At 59.4% G+C, this 17,390-nt stretch carries 20 protein-coding genes; 3 read left to right on the plus strand and 17 right to left on the minus strand.

The annotated features are described in order from the left end of the window. The coding region (locus CAPSK01_RS05855; protein ID WP_034924037.1) for a carbamoyl-phosphate synthase domain-containing protein at window positions 1-616 on the minus strand (616 nt) is incomplete at its 3' end. Window positions 617-874: 258 nt separating this feature from the next. Here CAPSK01_RS05855 and CAPSK01_RS05860 point away from each other — a divergent pair. Both CAPSK01_RS05860 and CAPSK01_RS05865 read left to right on the plus strand, forming a co-directional pair. Further along, window positions 875-1,474, plus strand: a complete 600-nt coding sequence (locus CAPSK01_RS05860; protein ID WP_034923633.1) for a CBS domain-containing protein — start codon at window positions 875-877, stop codon at window positions 1,472-1,474. 57 nt (window positions 1,475-1,531) lie between these two features. Continuing rightward, window positions 1,532-2,722: a cation diffusion facilitator family transporter gene (locus CAPSK01_RS05865; RefSeq protein ID WP_034923636.1), complete on the plus strand. Its 1,191-nt coding sequence runs from the start codon at window positions 1,532-1,534 to the stop codon at window positions 2,720-2,722. A 50-nt stretch (window positions 2,723-2,772) separates the two neighbouring features. On the opposite strand, the gene CAPSK01_RS05870 is transcribed toward CAPSK01_RS05865, so the two are convergent. Further along, window positions 2,773-3,489: a DsbC family protein gene (locus CAPSK01_RS05870; protein ID WP_034923639.1), complete on the minus strand. Its 717-nt coding sequence runs from the start codon at window positions 3,487-3,489 to the stop codon at window positions 2,773-2,775. A gap of 30 nt (window positions 3,490-3,519) precedes the next feature. Continuing rightward, the gene (locus CAPSK01_RS05875) at window positions 3,520-4,689 is read right to left on the minus strand and encodes a UbiH/UbiF family hydroxylase (protein ID WP_034923642.1); all 1,170 of its coding nucleotides are present in this window, start codon (window positions 4,687-4,689) and stop codon (window positions 3,520-3,522) included. An 86-nt stretch (window positions 4,690-4,775) separates the two neighbouring features. Here CAPSK01_RS05875 and CAPSK01_RS05880 point away from each other — a divergent pair, with 86 nt between their 5' ends. After that, a complete protein-coding gene (locus tag CAPSK01_RS05880) occupies window positions 4,776-5,180 on the plus strand; it encodes a hypothetical protein (RefSeq protein WP_273703177.1) in 405 nt (134 codons plus the stop codon). Between the two features lie 101 nt (window positions 5,181-5,281). Here the strand turns inward: CAPSK01_RS05880 and hprK are convergent, their stop codons facing one another. The 14 genes from hprK to ribBA form a co-directional block, all read right to left on the minus strand. After that, complete coding sequence (gene hprK / locus CAPSK01_RS05885) at window positions 5,282-6,226, minus strand: HPr(Ser) kinase/phosphatase (protein WP_034923645.1); 945 nt, start codon at window positions 6,224-6,226, stop codon at window positions 5,282-5,284. Between the two features lie 2 nt (window positions 6,227-6,228). Beyond that, window positions 6,229-6,675: a PTS IIA-like nitrogen regulatory protein PtsN gene (gene ptsN, locus CAPSK01_RS05890; RefSeq protein ID WP_034923648.1), complete on the minus strand. Its 447-nt coding sequence runs from the start codon at window positions 6,673-6,675 to the stop codon at window positions 6,229-6,231. 98 nt (window positions 6,676-6,773) lie between these two features. Further along, window positions 6,774-7,100, minus strand: a complete 327-nt coding sequence (gene raiA / locus CAPSK01_RS05895; RefSeq protein ID WP_034918439.1) for a ribosome-associated translation inhibitor RaiA — start codon at window positions 7,098-7,100, stop codon at window positions 6,774-6,776. Between the two features lie 16 nt (window positions 7,101-7,116). Then, complete coding sequence (locus CAPSK01_RS05900; RefSeq protein ID WP_034923650.1) at window positions 7,117-8,538, minus strand: RNA polymerase factor sigma-54; 1,422 nt, start codon at window positions 8,536-8,538, stop codon at window positions 7,117-7,119. A gap of 80 nt (window positions 8,539-8,618) precedes the next feature. Continuing rightward, window positions 8,619-9,353 carry an LPS export ABC transporter ATP-binding protein gene (gene lptB / locus CAPSK01_RS05905; RefSeq protein WP_034923652.1) on the minus strand — a complete coding sequence of 245 codons (735 nt, stop codon included), beginning with the start codon at window positions 9,351-9,353 and terminating at the stop codon, window positions 8,619-8,621. Window positions 9,354-9,356: 3 nt separating this feature from the next. Continuing rightward, window positions 9,357-9,806 (minus strand): regulatory protein RecX, encoded by a 450-nt coding sequence (locus tag CAPSK01_RS05910; protein WP_034923654.1) that lies wholly within the window; start codon window positions 9,804-9,806, stop codon window positions 9,357-9,359. 12 nt (window positions 9,807-9,818) lie between these two features. Continuing rightward, entirely contained in the window at window positions 9,819-10,835 is a 1,017-nt protein-coding gene (gene recA / locus CAPSK01_RS05915; RefSeq protein WP_034923656.1) for a recombinase RecA, read from the minus strand. Window positions 10,836-10,980: 145 nt separating this feature from the next. Next, complete coding sequence (locus tag CAPSK01_RS05920; RefSeq protein WP_273703178.1) at window positions 10,981-12,672, minus strand: hypothetical protein; 1,692 nt, start codon at window positions 12,670-12,672, stop codon at window positions 10,981-10,983. Window positions 12,673-12,844: 172 nt separating this feature from the next. Further along, the gene (locus tag CAPSK01_RS05925) at window positions 12,845-13,354 is read right to left on the minus strand and encodes a CinA family protein (protein ID WP_034923661.1); all 510 of its coding nucleotides are present in this window, start codon (window positions 13,352-13,354) and stop codon (window positions 12,845-12,847) included. After that, window positions 13,351-13,842: a phosphatidylglycerophosphatase A gene (locus CAPSK01_RS05930; RefSeq protein ID WP_273703202.1), complete on the minus strand. Its 492-nt coding sequence runs from the start codon at window positions 13,840-13,842 to the stop codon at window positions 13,351-13,353. Before CAPSK01_RS05930 ends, CAPSK01_RS05925 begins: the two co-directional genes overlap by 4 nt. Beyond that, complete coding sequence (thiL, locus tag CAPSK01_RS05935; RefSeq protein ID WP_034923664.1) at window positions 13,829-14,788, minus strand: thiamine-phosphate kinase; 960 nt, start codon at window positions 14,786-14,788, stop codon at window positions 13,829-13,831. Before thiL ends, CAPSK01_RS05930 begins: the two co-directional genes overlap by 14 nt. A 41-nt stretch (window positions 14,789-14,829) precedes the next feature. Further along, on the minus strand, window positions 14,830-15,324 hold the full coding sequence (gene nusB, locus CAPSK01_RS05940; RefSeq protein ID WP_034923667.1) for a transcription antitermination factor NusB: 495 nt from the start codon (window positions 15,322-15,324) through the stop codon (window positions 14,830-14,832). Further along, window positions 15,324-15,803, minus strand: a complete 480-nt coding sequence (gene ribH, locus CAPSK01_RS05945; protein ID WP_034924044.1) for a 6,7-dimethyl-8-ribityllumazine synthase — start codon at window positions 15,801-15,803, stop codon at window positions 15,324-15,326. The genes nusB and ribH overlap by 1 nt, the downstream gene beginning before the upstream one ends. A 35-nt stretch (window positions 15,804-15,838) precedes the next feature. Beyond that, on the minus strand, window positions 15,839-16,972 hold the full coding sequence (gene ribBA / locus CAPSK01_RS05950) for a bifunctional 3,4-dihydroxy-2-butanone-4-phosphate synthase/GTP cyclohydrolase II (protein ID WP_034923669.1): 1,134 nt from the start codon (window positions 16,970-16,972) through the stop codon (window positions 15,839-15,841). Window positions 16,973-17,390 lie beyond the last annotated feature (418 nt).

Below are 17,390 nucleotides of genomic sequence, written 5' to 3' on the forward strand. Positions count from 1 at the left end.
AACGCAGAATGTTGTGCTTGACCCCAAAATCGTAGGCGACGACATGCCACAGCGGCGCCGGCGCAGCACCATAGCCGCCCAGGCGCCATGGCCCGCCAGCCCAATCGTAGGACGACTGAACGCTGACCACCCTGGCAAGGTCCATCCCGGCGAGACCGGGGAAGGCTGCCGCTTCGGCAAGCGCGCGCTGGTCATCGACCTCGACGGCCATGATGCAGCCCGCCTGCGCGCCCTTTTCCCGCAGCAAGCGTGTCAGCTTGCGCGTGTCGATCCCGGCAATCGCAACCATGCCGTGTTTCTGCAGATACGCGGACAGTGTCTCCTGCAGACGCCAATTCGCTGCCCGAACCGGCAGGTCACGAATCACCAGCCCTGCGGCATGGTTGCCAGGCGATTCGAAGTCCTCGGCATTACAGCCAACGTTGCCGATATGCGGATAGGTCAGGGTGACGATCTGGCGACAGTACGAGGGATCGGTCAGTATTTCCTGATAGCCAGTCATCGCCGTGTTGAACACGACTTCACCGCTGGTACAGCCTCCGGCGCCGATCGCCAGACCGCGGAAAATCGTGCCGTCAGCCAGTGCGAGAATCGCGGGCGGAAGAGTGGGTAACAAGGACACGAACAAGACTCCTGTGGTGGCTGCGGTTAGGTTTGCTGCCAGTCCAAGCCGTAGATACGCAAAAGCGGGACGGGCACACAGCCCTCCCGCTCGGTTCTTTGCAAGCTCGAGGATTGTACCGGAAAGAGCCCCCTTTTTGGGCAATTCGAAGCCGGCTACCCAGGGTAAATTTGTTCCCTTCGACAAATCTTGTCAGAAGTGCGGCACAGTGTTTTAATCTTCGCATGACCATTGATCAGAAGGAATCCGAAAATGCCAGATACTCGCTTCAAACCTTTGCCCTGGACCCGGCTCAAGAGAGGCGTCCCCTGCTACCTCCCGAAAATGGCAACAACGATCACTGCGGTTGATGCCAATTCTCCGGCGCTGCGAGTAATGACCGATTTTCAGCGCATGACGCCGATCACGATTGCGCGCGATGCCTCGCTTGACGATGCCAACAGAATCATGGCGCTGTGCCATGTACACTATCTGCTGGTGGCCGACGAGCAGAGGCAGTTGCAGGGGATCGTCACCGAAGCCGGGACCAAGGGCCACCGGCCGCTGGCCGTGGCCCATACGCTGGGCGTCCGTCCCGGCGAACTGGTGGTCGGCGATGTGATGATCAAACAACACGATGAGGTCGAAGTGATGCATCTCAGAGATGTGCACACGGCCAGAGTCGGCAACGTCGTGGCGACCCTGAAGGCATTGGGAACGCCTTATTGTCTGGTCGTAGACCACGATGAAGAAGACAATCACATCCTCTGTGGCATCTTTTCCCTGTCCAAGATCGAACGTGAGATGGGGCTTGCACAGTCGACAGAAATCGCGCAGACCTTCTCGCAGGTCGTCAGTTCGCTCGGCCATTGAACCGGGCACCAGCCGCTCGGGACCCGCTGCCGAGCGGTTTTTCAGAAAGCAACCATCATGGGCAGCCGTAACGACTCACCTGAACTCTCATTCGACGACCCAGGGCGGCACGGTATGGTACAGCGTGTCACCTGGGTCAGTGTGGTGGCGAATATTTTCCTGACCAGCGCGCAGGTGGTCGCCGGCATCGTTGCCCATTCCCAAGGTTTGATCGCCGACGGCCTGCATTCGCTATCCGATCTGGTCTGTGATTTCCTGGTACTCTTCGCCGCTCACCACAGCAAGGATCCTGCCGACGAACGCCATCCCTATGGCCATGCCCGCATTGAAACGGCGGCATCGTTTGCGCTTGGCGCGATTCTGGCAGTCACTGGCGCCGGCATCATCTGGGGCGCCGGGGTAAAACTGCAAAACCTCGACAACCTGCCGCCGGTCCAGCAGCTGGCGCTATGGACGGCGATTCTTGCACTAGCGGCGAAGGAGGGTCTGTTCCGCTACATGCTGCATGTGGGTGAGCGCCTGCGCTCGCCGATGCTGATCGCCAACGCTTGGCACGCCCGCTCCGACGCCGCTTCGTCACTGGTGGTGGCCTTGGGAATCGTCGGCAATCTGATGGGCTACAACTTTGCCGACTCGGTGGCCGCAGTGATCGTCGGCTTCATGATCGTCCGGATGGGCGTGGTGTTCGCCTGGGATGCCGTCCTGGAACTGATCGATACCGGCTTGTCGGTCGAGGAAGTTGACAGCATCCGCCAAGTGATCATTGACACCCCCGGTGTCAGGAATCTCCACGAACTGCGCACCCGTCGCATGGCGCATCGCTCACTGGTCGATGCACATGTCTGTGTCGACGCACGAATCAGTGTTTCGGAAGGTCACCGTATTGCCGAGATGACCCGCAAACGCGTTCTCGACAGCCACGCTTCAGTTTCAGACGTGCTCGTCCATGTCGACGTCGAGGACGATCTGGATCATGACAGCCAACTCCAGAGCATGCCCGACCGCAGCGAACTGATGACGGAGCTGGCCCCCCTCCTCACCGATCTTCCAGAACCCCGGCGAGTCATCCTGCACTATCTCAATGGCCGCATCGAAGCCGAGTTGCTCCTGCCTCGCCAGTTCCTCGGCGACCTTACCGCGGTCAGCAAGGCTGAGCGAGAAATCGCCAGGCAGCTGGCGGAGTACCCGCTGATCAGTTCTCTTTCGATCAACTACGGTCGGCAGATTTTTCCCGTTAAAGGTCACTGAATACCGTTTATTCTGCAAGCGTCGGATTCCCGTGTCTCCGCCTGCATGCGCTATCTGCCCTGAGCCTGGACTTGCGAGAGCTTCTGTTCGATCCTGGCCGGCGGCACGGCTCCGGGAATCCGCTCCCCGTCCGCGAAGAAAATCGTCGGCGTACCGTTGATCGCCAGCTTGCGGCCGGTCTCGATGGTTTTCCTGACCGCGGTGGTGTCGCAATCACCTTTGCCTGTGGGAGCCTTGCCATCGATCATCCAGTCATTCCAGGCCTTAGCCTTGTCAGCGGCACACCAGATCTGGTTCGATTTCTCCAGTGAATCCTGCGAGAGGATCGGATAAAGGAAGGTGTAAATCGTCACGTTGTCGAGCTTGGCGATGTCCCTGGCCAATTTCTTGCAGTAGCCGCAGTTCGGGTCCTCGAAGGTGGCGAAAACACGTGTGCCATCACCACGCACCTGCTTCACCGCCAGTGTCAACGGCAAGTCAGAAAACCTGATTGCGGTCAGCTTCTGCATCCGCTCGTCGGTCACGTTCTTCATCGTCTTAGCATCAATCAGGCGGGCCCCCAGGAGCAGTGCTGAAACCTTCTCGTCGGTGTAGACGATCTGGCCATCGACGTAGACTTCGTAGAGACCCAGGTACGGGGTCTTGGTCACACTGCTAACCGCACGTTCGAGCTTGCCTTCCACCGCTTTCTTGATGCTGGCTTCGTCCGCGAGGGCGGACAGACTGAGAACTGAGGCGAGCGCAAACGGCACGAATCGTTTATACATCGGTAATTTCTCCGGGTAAGGGGGGAGGCATCAGAAAGCGCCAATGGCGTAGCGTACAAGTAAATTCTTTAAGACCGGTAAAGTATTGGTCAGATTCATTCCGAAATTGCGCAAAGGCCTGAGTCCGGGAAAGGTTTTCCGGAAGAGCTGGTGTAGGGCATGCGTAACGGTTTGCATGAGCAGCGTTTCCTCGCGCCTTTGTCTTTGGTAGCGGGCCAGCAGGCGCTCGCTACCGATGTCCTGCCAGTCCGGCGTAGCCACCAGCAGACCGGCCAGCGCCTTCGCATCCTGGTAGCCGAGGTTGATACCGTGCCCGGAAAGCGGGTGAATGCCATGTGCTGCGTCGCCAAGCAGCGCCAGCCGCGGGGCAACGATCTGTGGCACCTGCATCAGGCGTAACGGAAAGGCTGCCGCGGGGGTCAGCAACTGGAAAGCGCCCAGTTCATCATTGCCGGCGGCGGCAACCCGGCTGCATAGTTCCTCGGCTGGCAGTGCCAGCATGGCCAGCGCGTTTTCGTCAGGCGTGGACCAGACGATGGAGAGACGATGGCCCGCCATCGGCAGCCAGGCCAGCACCCCGTCGTGGCGAAACCATTGGCGTGCAATACCGTGATGCGGATGCTGACACTCGAAATTGGCGACCAGTCCCATCTCGCCGTAGAGCGTATTGATCGTCCGCAAACCCATCATTTCACGTACCCAGGAATCTCGTCCATCAGCGCCGACGAGCAGCCTGGCAGACAGCGATCGACCGTCGCCAAGGGTCAGCTGAGCGGCCCCTGAACTCATTTCCAGGACTTTCGGTACGGCCGGGCAAAGCAGGGTAAGGTTGCCCTGACGTTTGATGCTTTCCCAGAGTTCACAAGCCATCAGCGATGATTCGAGAATCCAGCCGAGTTCTGGAATACCGGTCTCGTAAGCCGAAAAATCCAGTTCTGCATTACTGTCGCCAAAGATTTTCATTGCTGAAATGGGCGCCATGCGCTCTGTCGGCAGGTGCTTCCAGATACCCATTGCTCGCAGGAAATCAGCATTGGCCGGGGAAATCGCGTAGACACGCGCATCCCAGCCCGGTACAGGCAGCGGCGGGCGCTGTTCAACCAGGGCAACCCTGAGGCGCGTGTCGCGCAGTGCACAGGCCAGAGAAAGACCGGCGAGGCCGCCACCAACAATAAGGACATCGAAATCCGTGACTTGCATGCGGTGAAACCCAGGTAATTGAAAAATGGTTCTGTGCACGATCAGGAATTTACAAGCGTGGCCAAGGATGCTAGAAGTTCACCCTCATGAACTCATCCACCAATCCACCTGGCCACGGTTATTTTCCAGCGATCGTTTGTGTCGAGTGTGATTCACCCATAGATGCCTTGGTCGCTTTATGCATACCACGCCACGAGGCGACGGATCTGGTTGCCGCTTCCTGGGTGGAAAGTGATTCGCCTTGCCTGGTCGCCACTCCTGACGGCGGTCGCCCGGTCGCCGTGTTGCGCACGCCGGAAGGTCGCTGGGCAGCCTGCCATGCGTTCTTGAACGATCTCTACGCCACGCATGAGGAGGCCGACCGGCGCCTGGCCAAACTGCTCAAGCGCCACCACAATGGTTACGTGGCTTGCCTTCGGCTAAGGAGTTCGGCCGCAGATCACTGGCCGGGCCTGGCTCACCTGGGCTGTCTGCGTGACGAGTCAACCTGACGAAGTACTGCCAGGAGCAAAGGCAAGCGCAGCCAGGGCGATTACGGCTTTCATCGAGAGTTTCTCCTTGGGGGCGAGAAAGTCTGGTGATTAAGCCATTGCTACAAGTCGTCGTCAAGGAGCGCCTGCTGCTGGCGGTTAATGAAATCTCCCATGCTGTCGATGCCGCGAAGCTGAAGAATGCTATTGCGTACCGCCGCCTCGAGGAGAACCGCGATGTTTCTTCCGGCAGCGACGGGAATGACCACTTTGCGTATGGACACGCCAAGAATTTCCTGGTTTTGCGCGTCCAGAGGCAGACGTGGACCATCCGAACCACTGATCTGCTTTTGCAAATGGGCGATCAGCTTCAGTTTCATCTTCCGGCGTGAAGCAGTTTCCCCGAAGATGGTGCGGATGTTGAGGAGGCCGAGTCCACGTACTTCAAGATAGTCCCGCAGCATGCTCGGACAACGTCCTTCAATCGTGGTCGGTGCGATACAGGCCAGTTCCACGACATCATCCGCAACCAGACCGTGGCCGCGCGAGATCAGTTCCAGAGCGAGTTCGCTTTTGCCGACTCCGGAATCGCCGGTAATCAGAACACCCATGCCGAAAACATCCATCAGCACGCCGTGCACTGATGTCGAACCAGCCAGCCGACGGGAAAGATAGATGCGCAACAGTTCGATTACTGCCGAGCAGGGTTTCGGGCTGACAAACAGGGGCGTCTGCGTAGACTCACAGGCCTCATGAATTGCCGGCAGGATTTCAAGGTCGTCAGCGATGATCAGCGCCGGGGGCTTGGCAGCCATCAGTTCCTTCACCTGCAAGCGCAGGCGCTCCGGAGTCACGCGGTAGCCCCAGGCTTGTTCGGCACGACCGATCACTTGTAGCCGCTCCGGATGAATCAGATTGAGGTGGCCAACCACGTCAGCGCCAAAATAGCCCTGTTCCTTGAGTTCGATCGCTCGGTCAACGCCGACGGCAATGACCCAGGAAAGCTTTAGTTTGTCGCGGTGATCCTCATAAAGCTGGGCTACACTGGATTGACGCCGGGCGTTCATGCTCAATCGGCAAAGAGCTGAAGAATGCTACTCGGGTTGGCCGCCTTGGAAAGTGCTTCGCGACAATTACGATCGGAAAAGTGCTGTGCCAGTTCGGAGAGGATTTGCAGGTGTTGCTCGGTCGCCACTTCCGGGACAAGGAGGACGAACAGCAGCGAGACCGGCTTGCCGTCGGGAGAATCAAATGGTACCGGCGAAGCAAGTCGCAGAAAAGCGCCCGTGGCATCTTTCAATCCCTTGATCCTGCCATGTGGAATCGCCACCCCCTGACCGAGACCAGTCGAGCCGAGCTTCTCACGTGCAAACAGACTGTCGAACACCGTGCTGCGGGCGATGCCGAGATAATTTTCGAAAAGAAGCCCCACGTGTTCAAAGACGCGTTTCTTGCTGCTCGCGTCGAGATCAAGAATGATGTTTTCGAGGGGTAGTAGTTGGGTGATCTGGCTCATGCGACAAAAACCCGAAAAAGCGGACGTGGATTAATCAAGAAAGGAAGCGCACGGACGAGCGGGCTTGCCGCCCAGTCCGTGCGCAGACTACACTCACATCACTCGGCGACGATGTGATCGGTAATCTTGTTTCCGCGATGGTGGTCCTGCAACTTCTGCTTGTACTTTTGGACCTGACGCTCCAGCTTGTCGACCAGACCATCCACTGCCGCATAGAGGTCTTCGTCCACGGACTCCACGTAGACATCCTTGCCAGCGAGATGAACTGTCACTTCGGCCTTCTGGTTCAGTTTGTCCACCGACAGAATCACGTTTACGTCTATCAGGTTATCGAAATGACGAATGATTCGTTCGAGCTTGCCGGTGACGTAATCGCGTAGGGCCGGGGTGATCTCGAGACGGTGTCCACTGACTTGCAGATTCATGATGTGACTCCTTCTTCTAAATGGACTTGCGTAAATTGACCGGCGGGATACTGAGCGCTTCACGGTATTTTGCAATTGTTCGCCGTGCCACGACAATGCCCTGCTGACCAAGAACCTCGGATATCTGGCTATCCGAGAGAGGCTTGTTAGGCTCTTCAGCGCCAATCATTTGCTTGATCAATGCGCGAATGGCCGTTGCCGAACAGGCCCCGCCAGCTTCCGTGCTGACGTGGCTGCCAAAAAAATATTTCAGTTCAAAAATCCCGCGCGGGGTCGCCATGTACTTCTGGGTGGTGACCCGCGAGATGGTCGATTCATGCAGCCCCAGGACTTCGGCAATCTCGCGCAGGACCAGTGGCCGCATCGCGACTTCTCCGTGATCGAGAAATTGGCGCTGACGCTCCACAATAGCCTGCGCCACCCGCAGGATCGTGTCAAACCGTTGTTGTACATTCCTGATCAGCCAGCGAGCTTCCTGGAGTTGCCCGGCGAGACCCGATCCACGCTGTCTGGATAGAATCTGGGCATAGAGACTGTTGATCCGCAGTCGCGGCAAGGCGTCGGCATTGACATTGACCGACCACTGTCCGCGGACTTTTCGGACTACCACATCAGGGGTGATGTAACGGGTTTCAGGGCAAGCGTATGCGGCTCCGGGCCGTGGATTCAGGCGGCAGATCAGTAAATGTGCAGCGCGCAGGGCGTCGTCCTCACAACCCGTCAGCTTTTTGAGCTTGGGAAAATCATGGCTGGCCAGCAGTTCCAGATGTTCGCGCACAATCTCCTGTGCCAGCGTACAGGTGTCATCAACCGGCAGCGCCTGAAGTTGCAGCAGCAGGCACTCCTGCGCGCTGCGCGCGCCAACGCCGGTCGGATCAAAGCACTGCAGATGATTGAGCGCAATCCGCAGTTCTTCCGGTGCAATCTCCAGTTCGACGGGCATGACTTCAACCAGTTCATCGAGCGACTGAGTCAGGTAGCCGTCATCGTCCAGTGCTTCCACCAGGCAGCGCACCAGCACGCTGTCACGGTCGGAGAGCGTCATCAGGCCAAGCTGCCACAACAAGTGCTCGCGCAGCGAGACCGTGGTTGCCTGAATGTCCTGATAATCGCCCTCGCCATCCTCGTCATCGAAGGAACCGGAAGAACCAAAGGAGGCAGGATGATCGTCCAGCCAGCCTTCGTCTTCAGCAGAGGGGCGTTCCTCTGGCGTGTCGCCCCCCTCCGCCGCTGGAAAAACGCCCTCACCACTTTCGCCATGCACCACCGCAAGGGTAGGGTATTCCTCTGCCCGTTCGAGTAGCGGATTATCAAGCAGGTACTTTTCCAGTTCGTGTTCGAGTTCGATCGTCGACAACTGCAGCAACCGGATCGATTGCTGCAGTTGCGGGGTCAACGCGAGATGCTGAGAAAGCCTGAGCTGGAGGGATGGTTTCATATACGGAACCGGGTAAGCCACCGCATTGGCAAGGGAGTTGCCCGTCTGGTTCTCGAATTATGGCGGAAGGGTCGTTGGGTTCAGAGGCGAAAATTCTCACCCAGATACACCTTTCGAACATTTTCATTATAAATGATTTCTTCCGGCCGGCCAGCGGCAAGGACACTCCCTTCGTTGATGATGTACGCGTGGTCACAGATCCCCAATGTTTCGCGAACGTTGTGGTCAGTAATCAGCACCCCGATCCCCCGTTCCTTGAGAAAGCGGATGATCTTCTGGATGTCGAGCACAGCGATCGGGTCGACACCGGCGAAAGGTTCGTCGAGCAGAATGAAACGTGGACTACTGGCCAGGGCACGTGCGATTTCAACTCGCCTCCGTTCCCCTCCGGACAGGGAAGTCGCAGGGCTGGCGTGCAGGTGGCTGATGTGCAACTCTTCGAGCAGATCATCTGTACGGCTTGCGATTTCATCTGCCGACAACTTTTGTAATTCGAGCACAGCGCAGATGTTCTCGCTGACCGTCAGCTTGCGAAAAACGGAAGCTTCCTGCGGAAGGTAAGAAACCCCCAGGCGGGCGCGCTTGTGTATCGGCAAGTGAGTCAGCTTTTCGCCATCGAGATGAACGTCGCCGCCATCACACGCGACAAGGCCGACCACCATGTAGAAACACGTCGTCTTGCCCGCACCGTTCGGACCGAGCAACCCGACCACCTCTCCGCTGACCACCTCGAAGGAAACATCATGGACCACTGTACGCGACTTGTAGCGCTTGTGGAGTTGATGGGTTGACAGTGTGCTCTGCTGGTCTGACATGGCTCAATCGTCTTCAAGAGTGGCGCCGCTCAGCAAGCGCCGAATGGTCTCACCCGAAAATCCCCGCCCGGCCAGGAAGCGCATTTGCCGGGCTTGCTCGGCAGCGTCACCCACATCAGCCAGGCTGCCAAAGCGCCGCTGCCAGACTCGGCGCGCGCGCGTCAATTCGTCTTCTCCAGCGGCCAGTGTCGCGCTCACCAGTTCGGCAGCCACTCCTTTGGAACGGAGCTCATACGCCAGACGCGCGTCACCCAGGCGCGGCGCTCGCGAATTGCGCCGCGTTTCCGCGTAACGTTGATCGGAAAGCAGATGCCTGCTCGTCAGATCGTCGAGCAGAGCCTCCAGCTGCTCCGCCGATTCAGCAAAGAGCGCAACCTTTTGTGACAGTTCCTGGCGCGTGTATTCACGGCGGGCGAGCAAGCGCAGAGCACGTTCGCGCAAAGCGTCCTGCATCGTCTCGGACCCTTATGGAGCGATGATCGCTGCAGGGGATGGGACTTTCACCGCCGCACGGATTCTGGCCTCGATTTCCTCCGCGATTTGCGGCTTGCTCTTGAGATATTCGCGGGCATTGTCCTTGCCCTGGCCAATTTTTTCGCCATTGTAGGCGTACCAGGATCCCGACTTGTCGACCAGTTTGTGCAGCACCCCGAGTTCGATGATCTCGCCTTCGCGCGAGGTTCCTTCACCGTAAAGGATATCGAATATGGCTTCGCGGAAAGGTGGAGCGACCTTGTTCTTGACGACCTTGACCCGAGTTTCGTTGCCAATGACTTCATCACCCTTCTTGATGCTGCCAATGCGGCGGATGTCGAGGCGCACCGAAGCGTAGAACTTGAGGGCGTTGCCGCCGGTGGTGGTTTCCGGACTGCCGAACATGACGCCGATTTTCATGCGGATCTGGTTGATGAAGATCACCAGAGTGTTGGTACGGTTGATATTGGCCGTCAACTTGCGCAGTGCCTGGCTCATCAGACGGGCTTGCAGACCGGGCAGGGAGTCGCCCATTTCGCCTTCGATCTCCGCCTTCGGGACGAGTGCCGCTACTGAGTCGATGACCACCACATCGACGCTGGCCGAGCGCACCAGCATGTCGGCGATTTCCAGAGCCTGTTCGCCGTTGTCCGGCTGCGAGATGAGCAGTTCATCGAGATTCACGCCCAGTTTCTGGGCATAGCCGGGATCGAGCGCATGTTCGGCATCGATGAAGGCGGCCGTCCCTCCGAGTTTCTGCATTTCAGCAAGCACCTGCAAGGCCAGGGTTGTCTTGCCCGAGGATTCCGGGCCATAAATCTCGACCACGCGACCTCGCGGCAAACCGCCGATGCCAAGTGCGATATCGAGTCCCAGCGAGCCGGTGGAAACGACCGAGATGTCGGGCACGACGCTCCCCTCACCCATCTTCATGATCGAGCCCTTGCCAAACTGTTTTTCGATCTGTGCCAACGCAGCAGCCAGCGCCTTCGACTTGTTGTCGTTCATTGTTGCCTGTCCTTATTCTTGAATGAGAGGAATTATCCCACGTTCGACCGCGCAGATCATGTCCACATCCGCATCGCCAAACTAATGTAATTATATACAGTCATGTGAAAATGACCAGCTTACGCAGCGATTCCGCCTGCGGGCATCAGGTCTGACGCGCGAGGCGGTTTTCAAGAAGGTCGATCAGAAACAGCAATTCACGCGCAGTACCCAGAGGAAAGCCTCTGCGCTCGCCATCGCGGTTGTCGCGCAAGAGTCTGTGCAGGTAAGCCAGACACTCGGGAGAACCCCAGGTACGTATCACCGTGACCTTGATATGCGGCAATTGCCCCACCCTGGGGAGGCGCGCCAGCAGTGGTTCAATCGACCCGGCCTGTTCATCGCTGGCAGCAAAGACCGGTTCAACGAGTTCCCCGGCGCTTTCCCAATCCCCTGCAGCGACATTGAAGTGGCGTTTGAGCCGCAATCCGAGTGCTTCGAAGGCCTCACGCTGCTCGTTCTGCCGGTAAACCTCGAGCAGTTTCAACCAGGGAGTCACTGCGAGCGTCGGTTTTTGTTCGAGGAACTCTTCCAATACCTGTGCAGCTCCCGTGACACGTCCGAAAGAGATCATGATCTCGGCAAGTTGCAGTACCGCAGTCACCTCATCGTCATCGCGTGCCGCCACTCCGCTCGTAACACCGCCCGGAATCAGCGGAGCATCCATCTTCGGCTCACCCTCGGCAACGATCGCCGGATGATCTGCAAGCCGAATCGGCTGGCGATTTTTGTCGACAGCTTCGCTGAAGTCGGCCGGCGGGAGCGTCGGCCCGGCAATTTCCGATAGGCGGGAGGCGTTGCCGGAGCGGCGGCGAAGCAGCCAGGTCAAGCCGGCAATTAGCCCGAGCAGCAGCCCTGCCTCAAGCCACCAATCCGTTTTGTCGGTCACTTGCGCGACCGGCGGTGCCGCCATCCGGGCTGGTGCGGTGGCCGGCTGCACGGGCGAGCTGGCCGGTATCGCCGTGGCGATGAGCGTCTGCTGCCTCCCCTGACCCAGGTTCCTCCTCCGCTGCAGATCGTTGAGCGTCGCATCCAGCCGCCGTACCTGTTCCGCAACGGCCAGCTGCTGCTCGGCCTGCGTGTGCAATGCCGACAAGAGCTGGTACTCGATACGCAACATCGAGCGCTGACTCTCAGTCATCTGGTTCAGTAGCTGCATCGATGGTCTGGTACTCAAACGCAAGGGCAGGTCGTCGGCGATCCCGGACAGATGGCGGTCGGTGCCGCCAGAAAGGAGCAGGCGGTCGATTGCGCCAGAACCAGGGGATGATTTCCGGGGCAGTGGCCGTTCCGGTCGAAAGCCGGATGGCGTATCCCCTGCAGCGCCTGCTCCGGGGTTCGCGACAGGCCGCACTGCCGGCAGAACTTGCTGGCTGTCGCCAGACTGCAAGCCTGTTGCCGACCGCGAGTGGAAAGCCGGCTCCGGATCAGGGACCGCTGCCGCACGAATGGCAGGCAGGTCCACCGCAGGTTTCCTGGCCAGGGGAGGATCGATCAGCAGCAGATACTTGCGTACCACCTCGGCGCCACAACCGACATGCACCTTGACCTCCAGTACCGGTTCGTTGATGATCTGATCGGAAACAATAGACAAACGCAGCCCACCGCCGCGCTGCTCAATGGTAACGCGAGCGCGCATCAGCAGCGGCACCCCCACATTCTCGTCGCTCTGGCTCCGCTGGCCAAGGCGGAAACATTCGGCCAGCGGTTGCTTTGCGGCAGAGACATCAAGAAGGGGCGCCTCGGCTTCGAAGCGCGACCCAAGGCTTGACAGCACGGTCATCTTGCCAAGGGTCACTGCCTCGGCTATCCCGGCAGAACATAGCAGGATCGGCAGTAACCGAGGTAGTCGCCATAACCGGAAAAAAGATGGGTTCATGATGCCTGAGCACATTGGAGTGAATCATCTCATTATATGGCGGAGTTGATTGGCCGAAATGACGGGTGAAATTGCTCGTCCGGGCGAACCGTCAGACCAGACGGCTCCCGGCCCGTTCGAGGAGCCCGCTCAGGGCATGCGCAACCGACTGCGCCCGCACCGACTCGCGGCCACCCTGAAAATGACGAGTACATGAGACGGCACCTCCATCCGGTCCGGCCCAGGCAAAGCAGACAGTACCGACCGGACGGCCCGGTGCCCCCCCGCCCGGACCTGCAATGCCCGTGATGGCCAGCGCCCAGTCGGCACGACTGTGCTGCAGGGTACCCAGGGCCATCGCCATGGCAGTTGCTTCGCTGACCGCACCGTGCGCAGCGAGGGTATCGGCGGTGACGCCGAGAAGCTCGATCTTGGCGTCATTGGAATAGGTAATGAAACCACGTTCGAACCAGGCAGAACTCCCGGCGACCGCGGTCAGACACTGTCCAAGCCAACCGCCGGTACAGGATTCGGCCGTTGCCAGGCGCTCGCCATTCGCCAGCAGCAACTGACCCACTGCGGCGGCCAGTGCTTCCAGGGAGGCTTGATCGTGCCGGCTCATGTCAATACGAAGCGCAGGATGGCCAGAACCAGCAGCGTATGTCCCGCCGCCATCAGGTCGTCACACATGACACCGAAGCCGTTCTTGACCTTCTCGTCGAAGTAGCGTGCCGGTGGTGGCTTGACGATGTCAAAAATCCGGAACAGGCAGAAGGCGCCTGCCTGCCAAAGCCAGTGCGCCGGGCAGAACAGGAGCACCAGCCAGAAGGGAACAATTTCGTCCCAGACGATACTGCCGTGATCGATGACCCCGAGATCGACACCGGTCTTGTGGACCGCCAGCACGCCGCCGATGAAACAGAGCAGAAGAAATCCGAGCAGTTCGAAATCGCTCATCAACGAACGTAGCCAGGGGAATGCAACCCAGGCGAAAAGGGTGCCCACGGTTCCCGGCGCACGTGGAGACAGGCCACTGCCAAAACCACAGGCAACCAAATGCGCGGGATGCGCCAGCAGGAATTGAAGTGAAGGCGGACTAGCCAAAGTGATCGTATCCCTTGTCGTTGATCGGCACCATCTGTCCCTGGTCGTCGAGCAGTGTCAGCTGACCCGGGGCGGCGTCGACGACCAGGCCACAACGCCAGAGCGGCAAAGCCAGCTGGTCGGCGAGCGCGCTGATCTCGGCGCGCTTTGCGGATGCTGCGGAGAACACCAGTTCGTAATCGTCACCACCGGCGAGCTGGCATTGGCGGGCCAGCACGGGGTCTGCTGTCGCCGGCAACGGCGGTAGTTGTGCCACAAAAAGCTCGGCGGCAACCGCCGACTCTTCGAGGATGTGACCAAGATCAGCGAGCAGACCATCGGAGACATCGATGGCGGCATGCGCCAGGCCACGCCGGCGTAGCTCAAGCCCCAGTTCGACGCGCGCCAGCGGTCGCTGCAGGGCAGCCAGACAAGGTTTGACCAGTGGCTCGGCAAGCACGGTTCGCCCCTGCAGGTGTGCCAGACCCAGCGCCGCGAGGCCGGGTTGCCCGGAAACCCAGAGGTCGTCGTCGAGCAATGCCTGGTCACGGCGCAGGGCCGTGCCGGTGGGGACCTCCCCGATGGCCGTAAGGCAGAAAGCGAGCGGGCCACGTGTCGTGTCACCACCAATGACATCGACGCCGTAGTGACTGGCGCAGGCAAAGAGTCCGTCGGCAAAGGCAGCGATCCATGGTTCGCTCACTTCCGGCAGGCTACCGGCAAGCAAGGCCCAGCGCGGCCTGGCCCCCATGGCGGCGAGATCGGAGAGATTGACTGCCAGAGTTTTCCAGCCAAGCTGGCAGGGATCCGTATCCGGCAGAAAATGTGTGCCGGTGATCAACATGTCAGTGGTAATCGCCAACTGCATTCCCAGCGCAGGGGCGATCAGCGCACAGTCGTCACCGGGACCGAGGATCGTTTGCGGCGTCGGCCGCACGAAATGATTCCGGATCAGTTCAAATTCGCTGGGCATCGCCGTTTCCGGGCCGGGTATTCAGCACCTCGACGCGCCACTTAACGGCCCTTGACACGCGCCGCCCGCTTGGCTTCGACCTCGGCCGGACGCAAGCCGGCAGCGAGTCTGTCGAGGACGCCGTTCACGTACTTGTGGCCGTCGGTTCCACCGTAACCCTTGGCCAACTCGATCGACTCGTTGATAATCACCCGATACGGCGTTTGCGGGTAGTTGCTCAACTCGAAAGCCCCCGCCAGCAAAACACAGGCTTCGATCGGTGAAAGATCATTGAAGGGACGATCGAGATAAGCTTGCAGTTTTGCCTCAAGAATCTGACGCTGCGCGAGCACGCCACGCAGCAGTCCGACGAAGAATTCACGGTCGGCCTTGTCGAAATCGTCAATATCACGCAAATGCGCTTCAATCGCAGCTTCGTCGTTACCGCTCACCCGCCACTGATAGAGTCCCTGCAGAACGAACTCACGAGCCCGGCGGCGCGGCGACCTGAGCACAGCCGGTTTGCCGGCTGGCGTTGTTGGCGACTGCTCGGCCATCATGAGGGTTCCCTGAGTGCGCGCAGCAGATTGGCCATCTCGACGGCGGCCTGTGCGCAGTCAACCCCCTTCTGCTGCATGCGGGCGAGCGCCTGATCGTCGTCTTCACAGGTCAGAATACCATTGGCGATCGGGATGCCGCTCTCCAGCTGTACTTCCATCAACGCCCGGCAGGAATCATTGGAGACGATCTCAAAATGGTAGGTTTCGCCGCGAATCACCGCACCCAGCGCGATCAGGGCCTGAAAACGACCGCTGCCTGCCATGCCCTGCAAGGCCAGAGGAAGTTCCAGAGCGCCCGGGACAGTAGCGATGCGGATGCTGCCCTCCGCGACCCCAAGGCGCCTCAGTTCGCTCGTACAGGCGCTGAGCAGGCCTTCGCCGATGTCCTGGTTGAAGCGGCTCATGACCACGCCAATCGCCAGCCCGTCACCCTTGAGCGAAGCATCGTACTCGTAAATTCGTTCGTAACGTGCCATGGAAGAAGTGTCTGCAAGTTTTTTCGGGGTGCCCATCAGAGTCTTTCAAGGTCAGCCGGCGTGGCGATGTGGCCTGTCACTTCGAGGTCAAAACCGGTCATGCTTGGCATCCGGCGCGGGCTCGATAAAAGTTTCATCTTGCCGACGCCGAGGTCGCGCAGGATCTGCGCGCCAATACCGTAGGTGCGGGGGTCCCAGCGTGTTGCCGGAGGTTTGCCGGAGATCGGTTCACCGAGTAGCGCGAGCAGGTCCTGGCCGCTTTCGGGGCGGTGCAGCAGCACGATCACGCCGGCGTCCACCCGAGCCAGCGCAGCTTGCGCAACATACAGTGAAAAAGTATGCCGACCGCCACCTGGATCGAGGAAATCGACCACCGACAACGGTTCGTGGACGCGCACCAGCGTCTCCTTGTCGGGACGGATTTCGCCCTTGGTCAGCGCCAGGTGCACTTCGTTCGAGGTGCAGTCGGTATAGGCGTGCAGGGTGAACTCGCCATGCACAGACTGCACCTGTTTGGAGAGGGTGCGCTTGATCAGTGTCTCGTGCCGGCTCCGGTAATGGATCAGATCGGCAATGGTGCCGATCTTTAGACCGTGCGCACGTGCAAACTCGACAAGGTCGTCGAGGCGAGCCATGCTGCCATCTTCCTTGAGGATTTCGCAGATCACCGCCGCTGGTTCGAGTCCGGCCAGCAGCGCCAGATCGCAGCCGGCTTCGGTGTGGCCGGCGCGCACCAGGACGCCGCCAGGGCGAGCCATGATCGGAAAGACATGGCCTGGCTGCACGATTTCGTCGGGTCGCGCGTTGCGGGACACCGCGGTGGCAATGGTCAGCGCGCGGTCGTGTGCCGAGATGCCGGTGGTCACGCCTTCGGCCGCTTCAATCGAAACCGTGAATGCCGTACTGTAAGGACTCCTGTTGTCGCGCGCCATCAGCGCCAGGCCCAGTTGCCGGCAGCGCGCCTCGGTCAGCGTCAGGCAGATCAGGCCACGACCAAAGCGGGCCATGAAGTTGATCGCCTCGGGCGTGACATGCTCGGCGGCCAGCACGAGGTCGCCCTCGTTTTCCCGATCCTCCTCGTCCACCAGAACCACCATACGCCCGGCGCGCATGTCGATGATGATCTCGTCGATTGGTGAAACGTCCGCAGAAGTGCTTTGTGGTGCCATGGATACCTCCCCCTGCCCGCACTCGTCTCTCGATCCGGCAAACAGTGTGTGGTCCAGGATTTTCTACTCATCCTGAGGTGTGCACTGAGGTCGATTCGTGCCGATCCGATTGCTTCCGATGGGCTGATATTGTCCGCAAAGGCCGATTCTCTCAGTTTCCGGGCCTCACCGCCATGTGCAGATATGGCTGTATTATTCATCGGTGCCTGCCGATTCATCGCCGATCGATCTCCCAACTGCCTGGTTATTCGTTTTATCATGTTGATATGGATGGAGTTGCCGCATCGGCCAATGCCTGGAATAGCGGCCGAATGTGCATCGGCAGGTGCCGATGTTTGTGGATGCCCATGATGAAGGGACCAGTTCAATGACCATGATTCAGACCTTGATGTTGATCGCCGTTGCTGTGTTGGTGGGT

This window comes from Candidatus Accumulibacter vicinus (genome assembly GCF_000584955.1).
Lineage (GTDB): Bacteria > Pseudomonadota > Gammaproteobacteria > Burkholderiales > Rhodocyclaceae > Accumulibacter > Accumulibacter vicinus.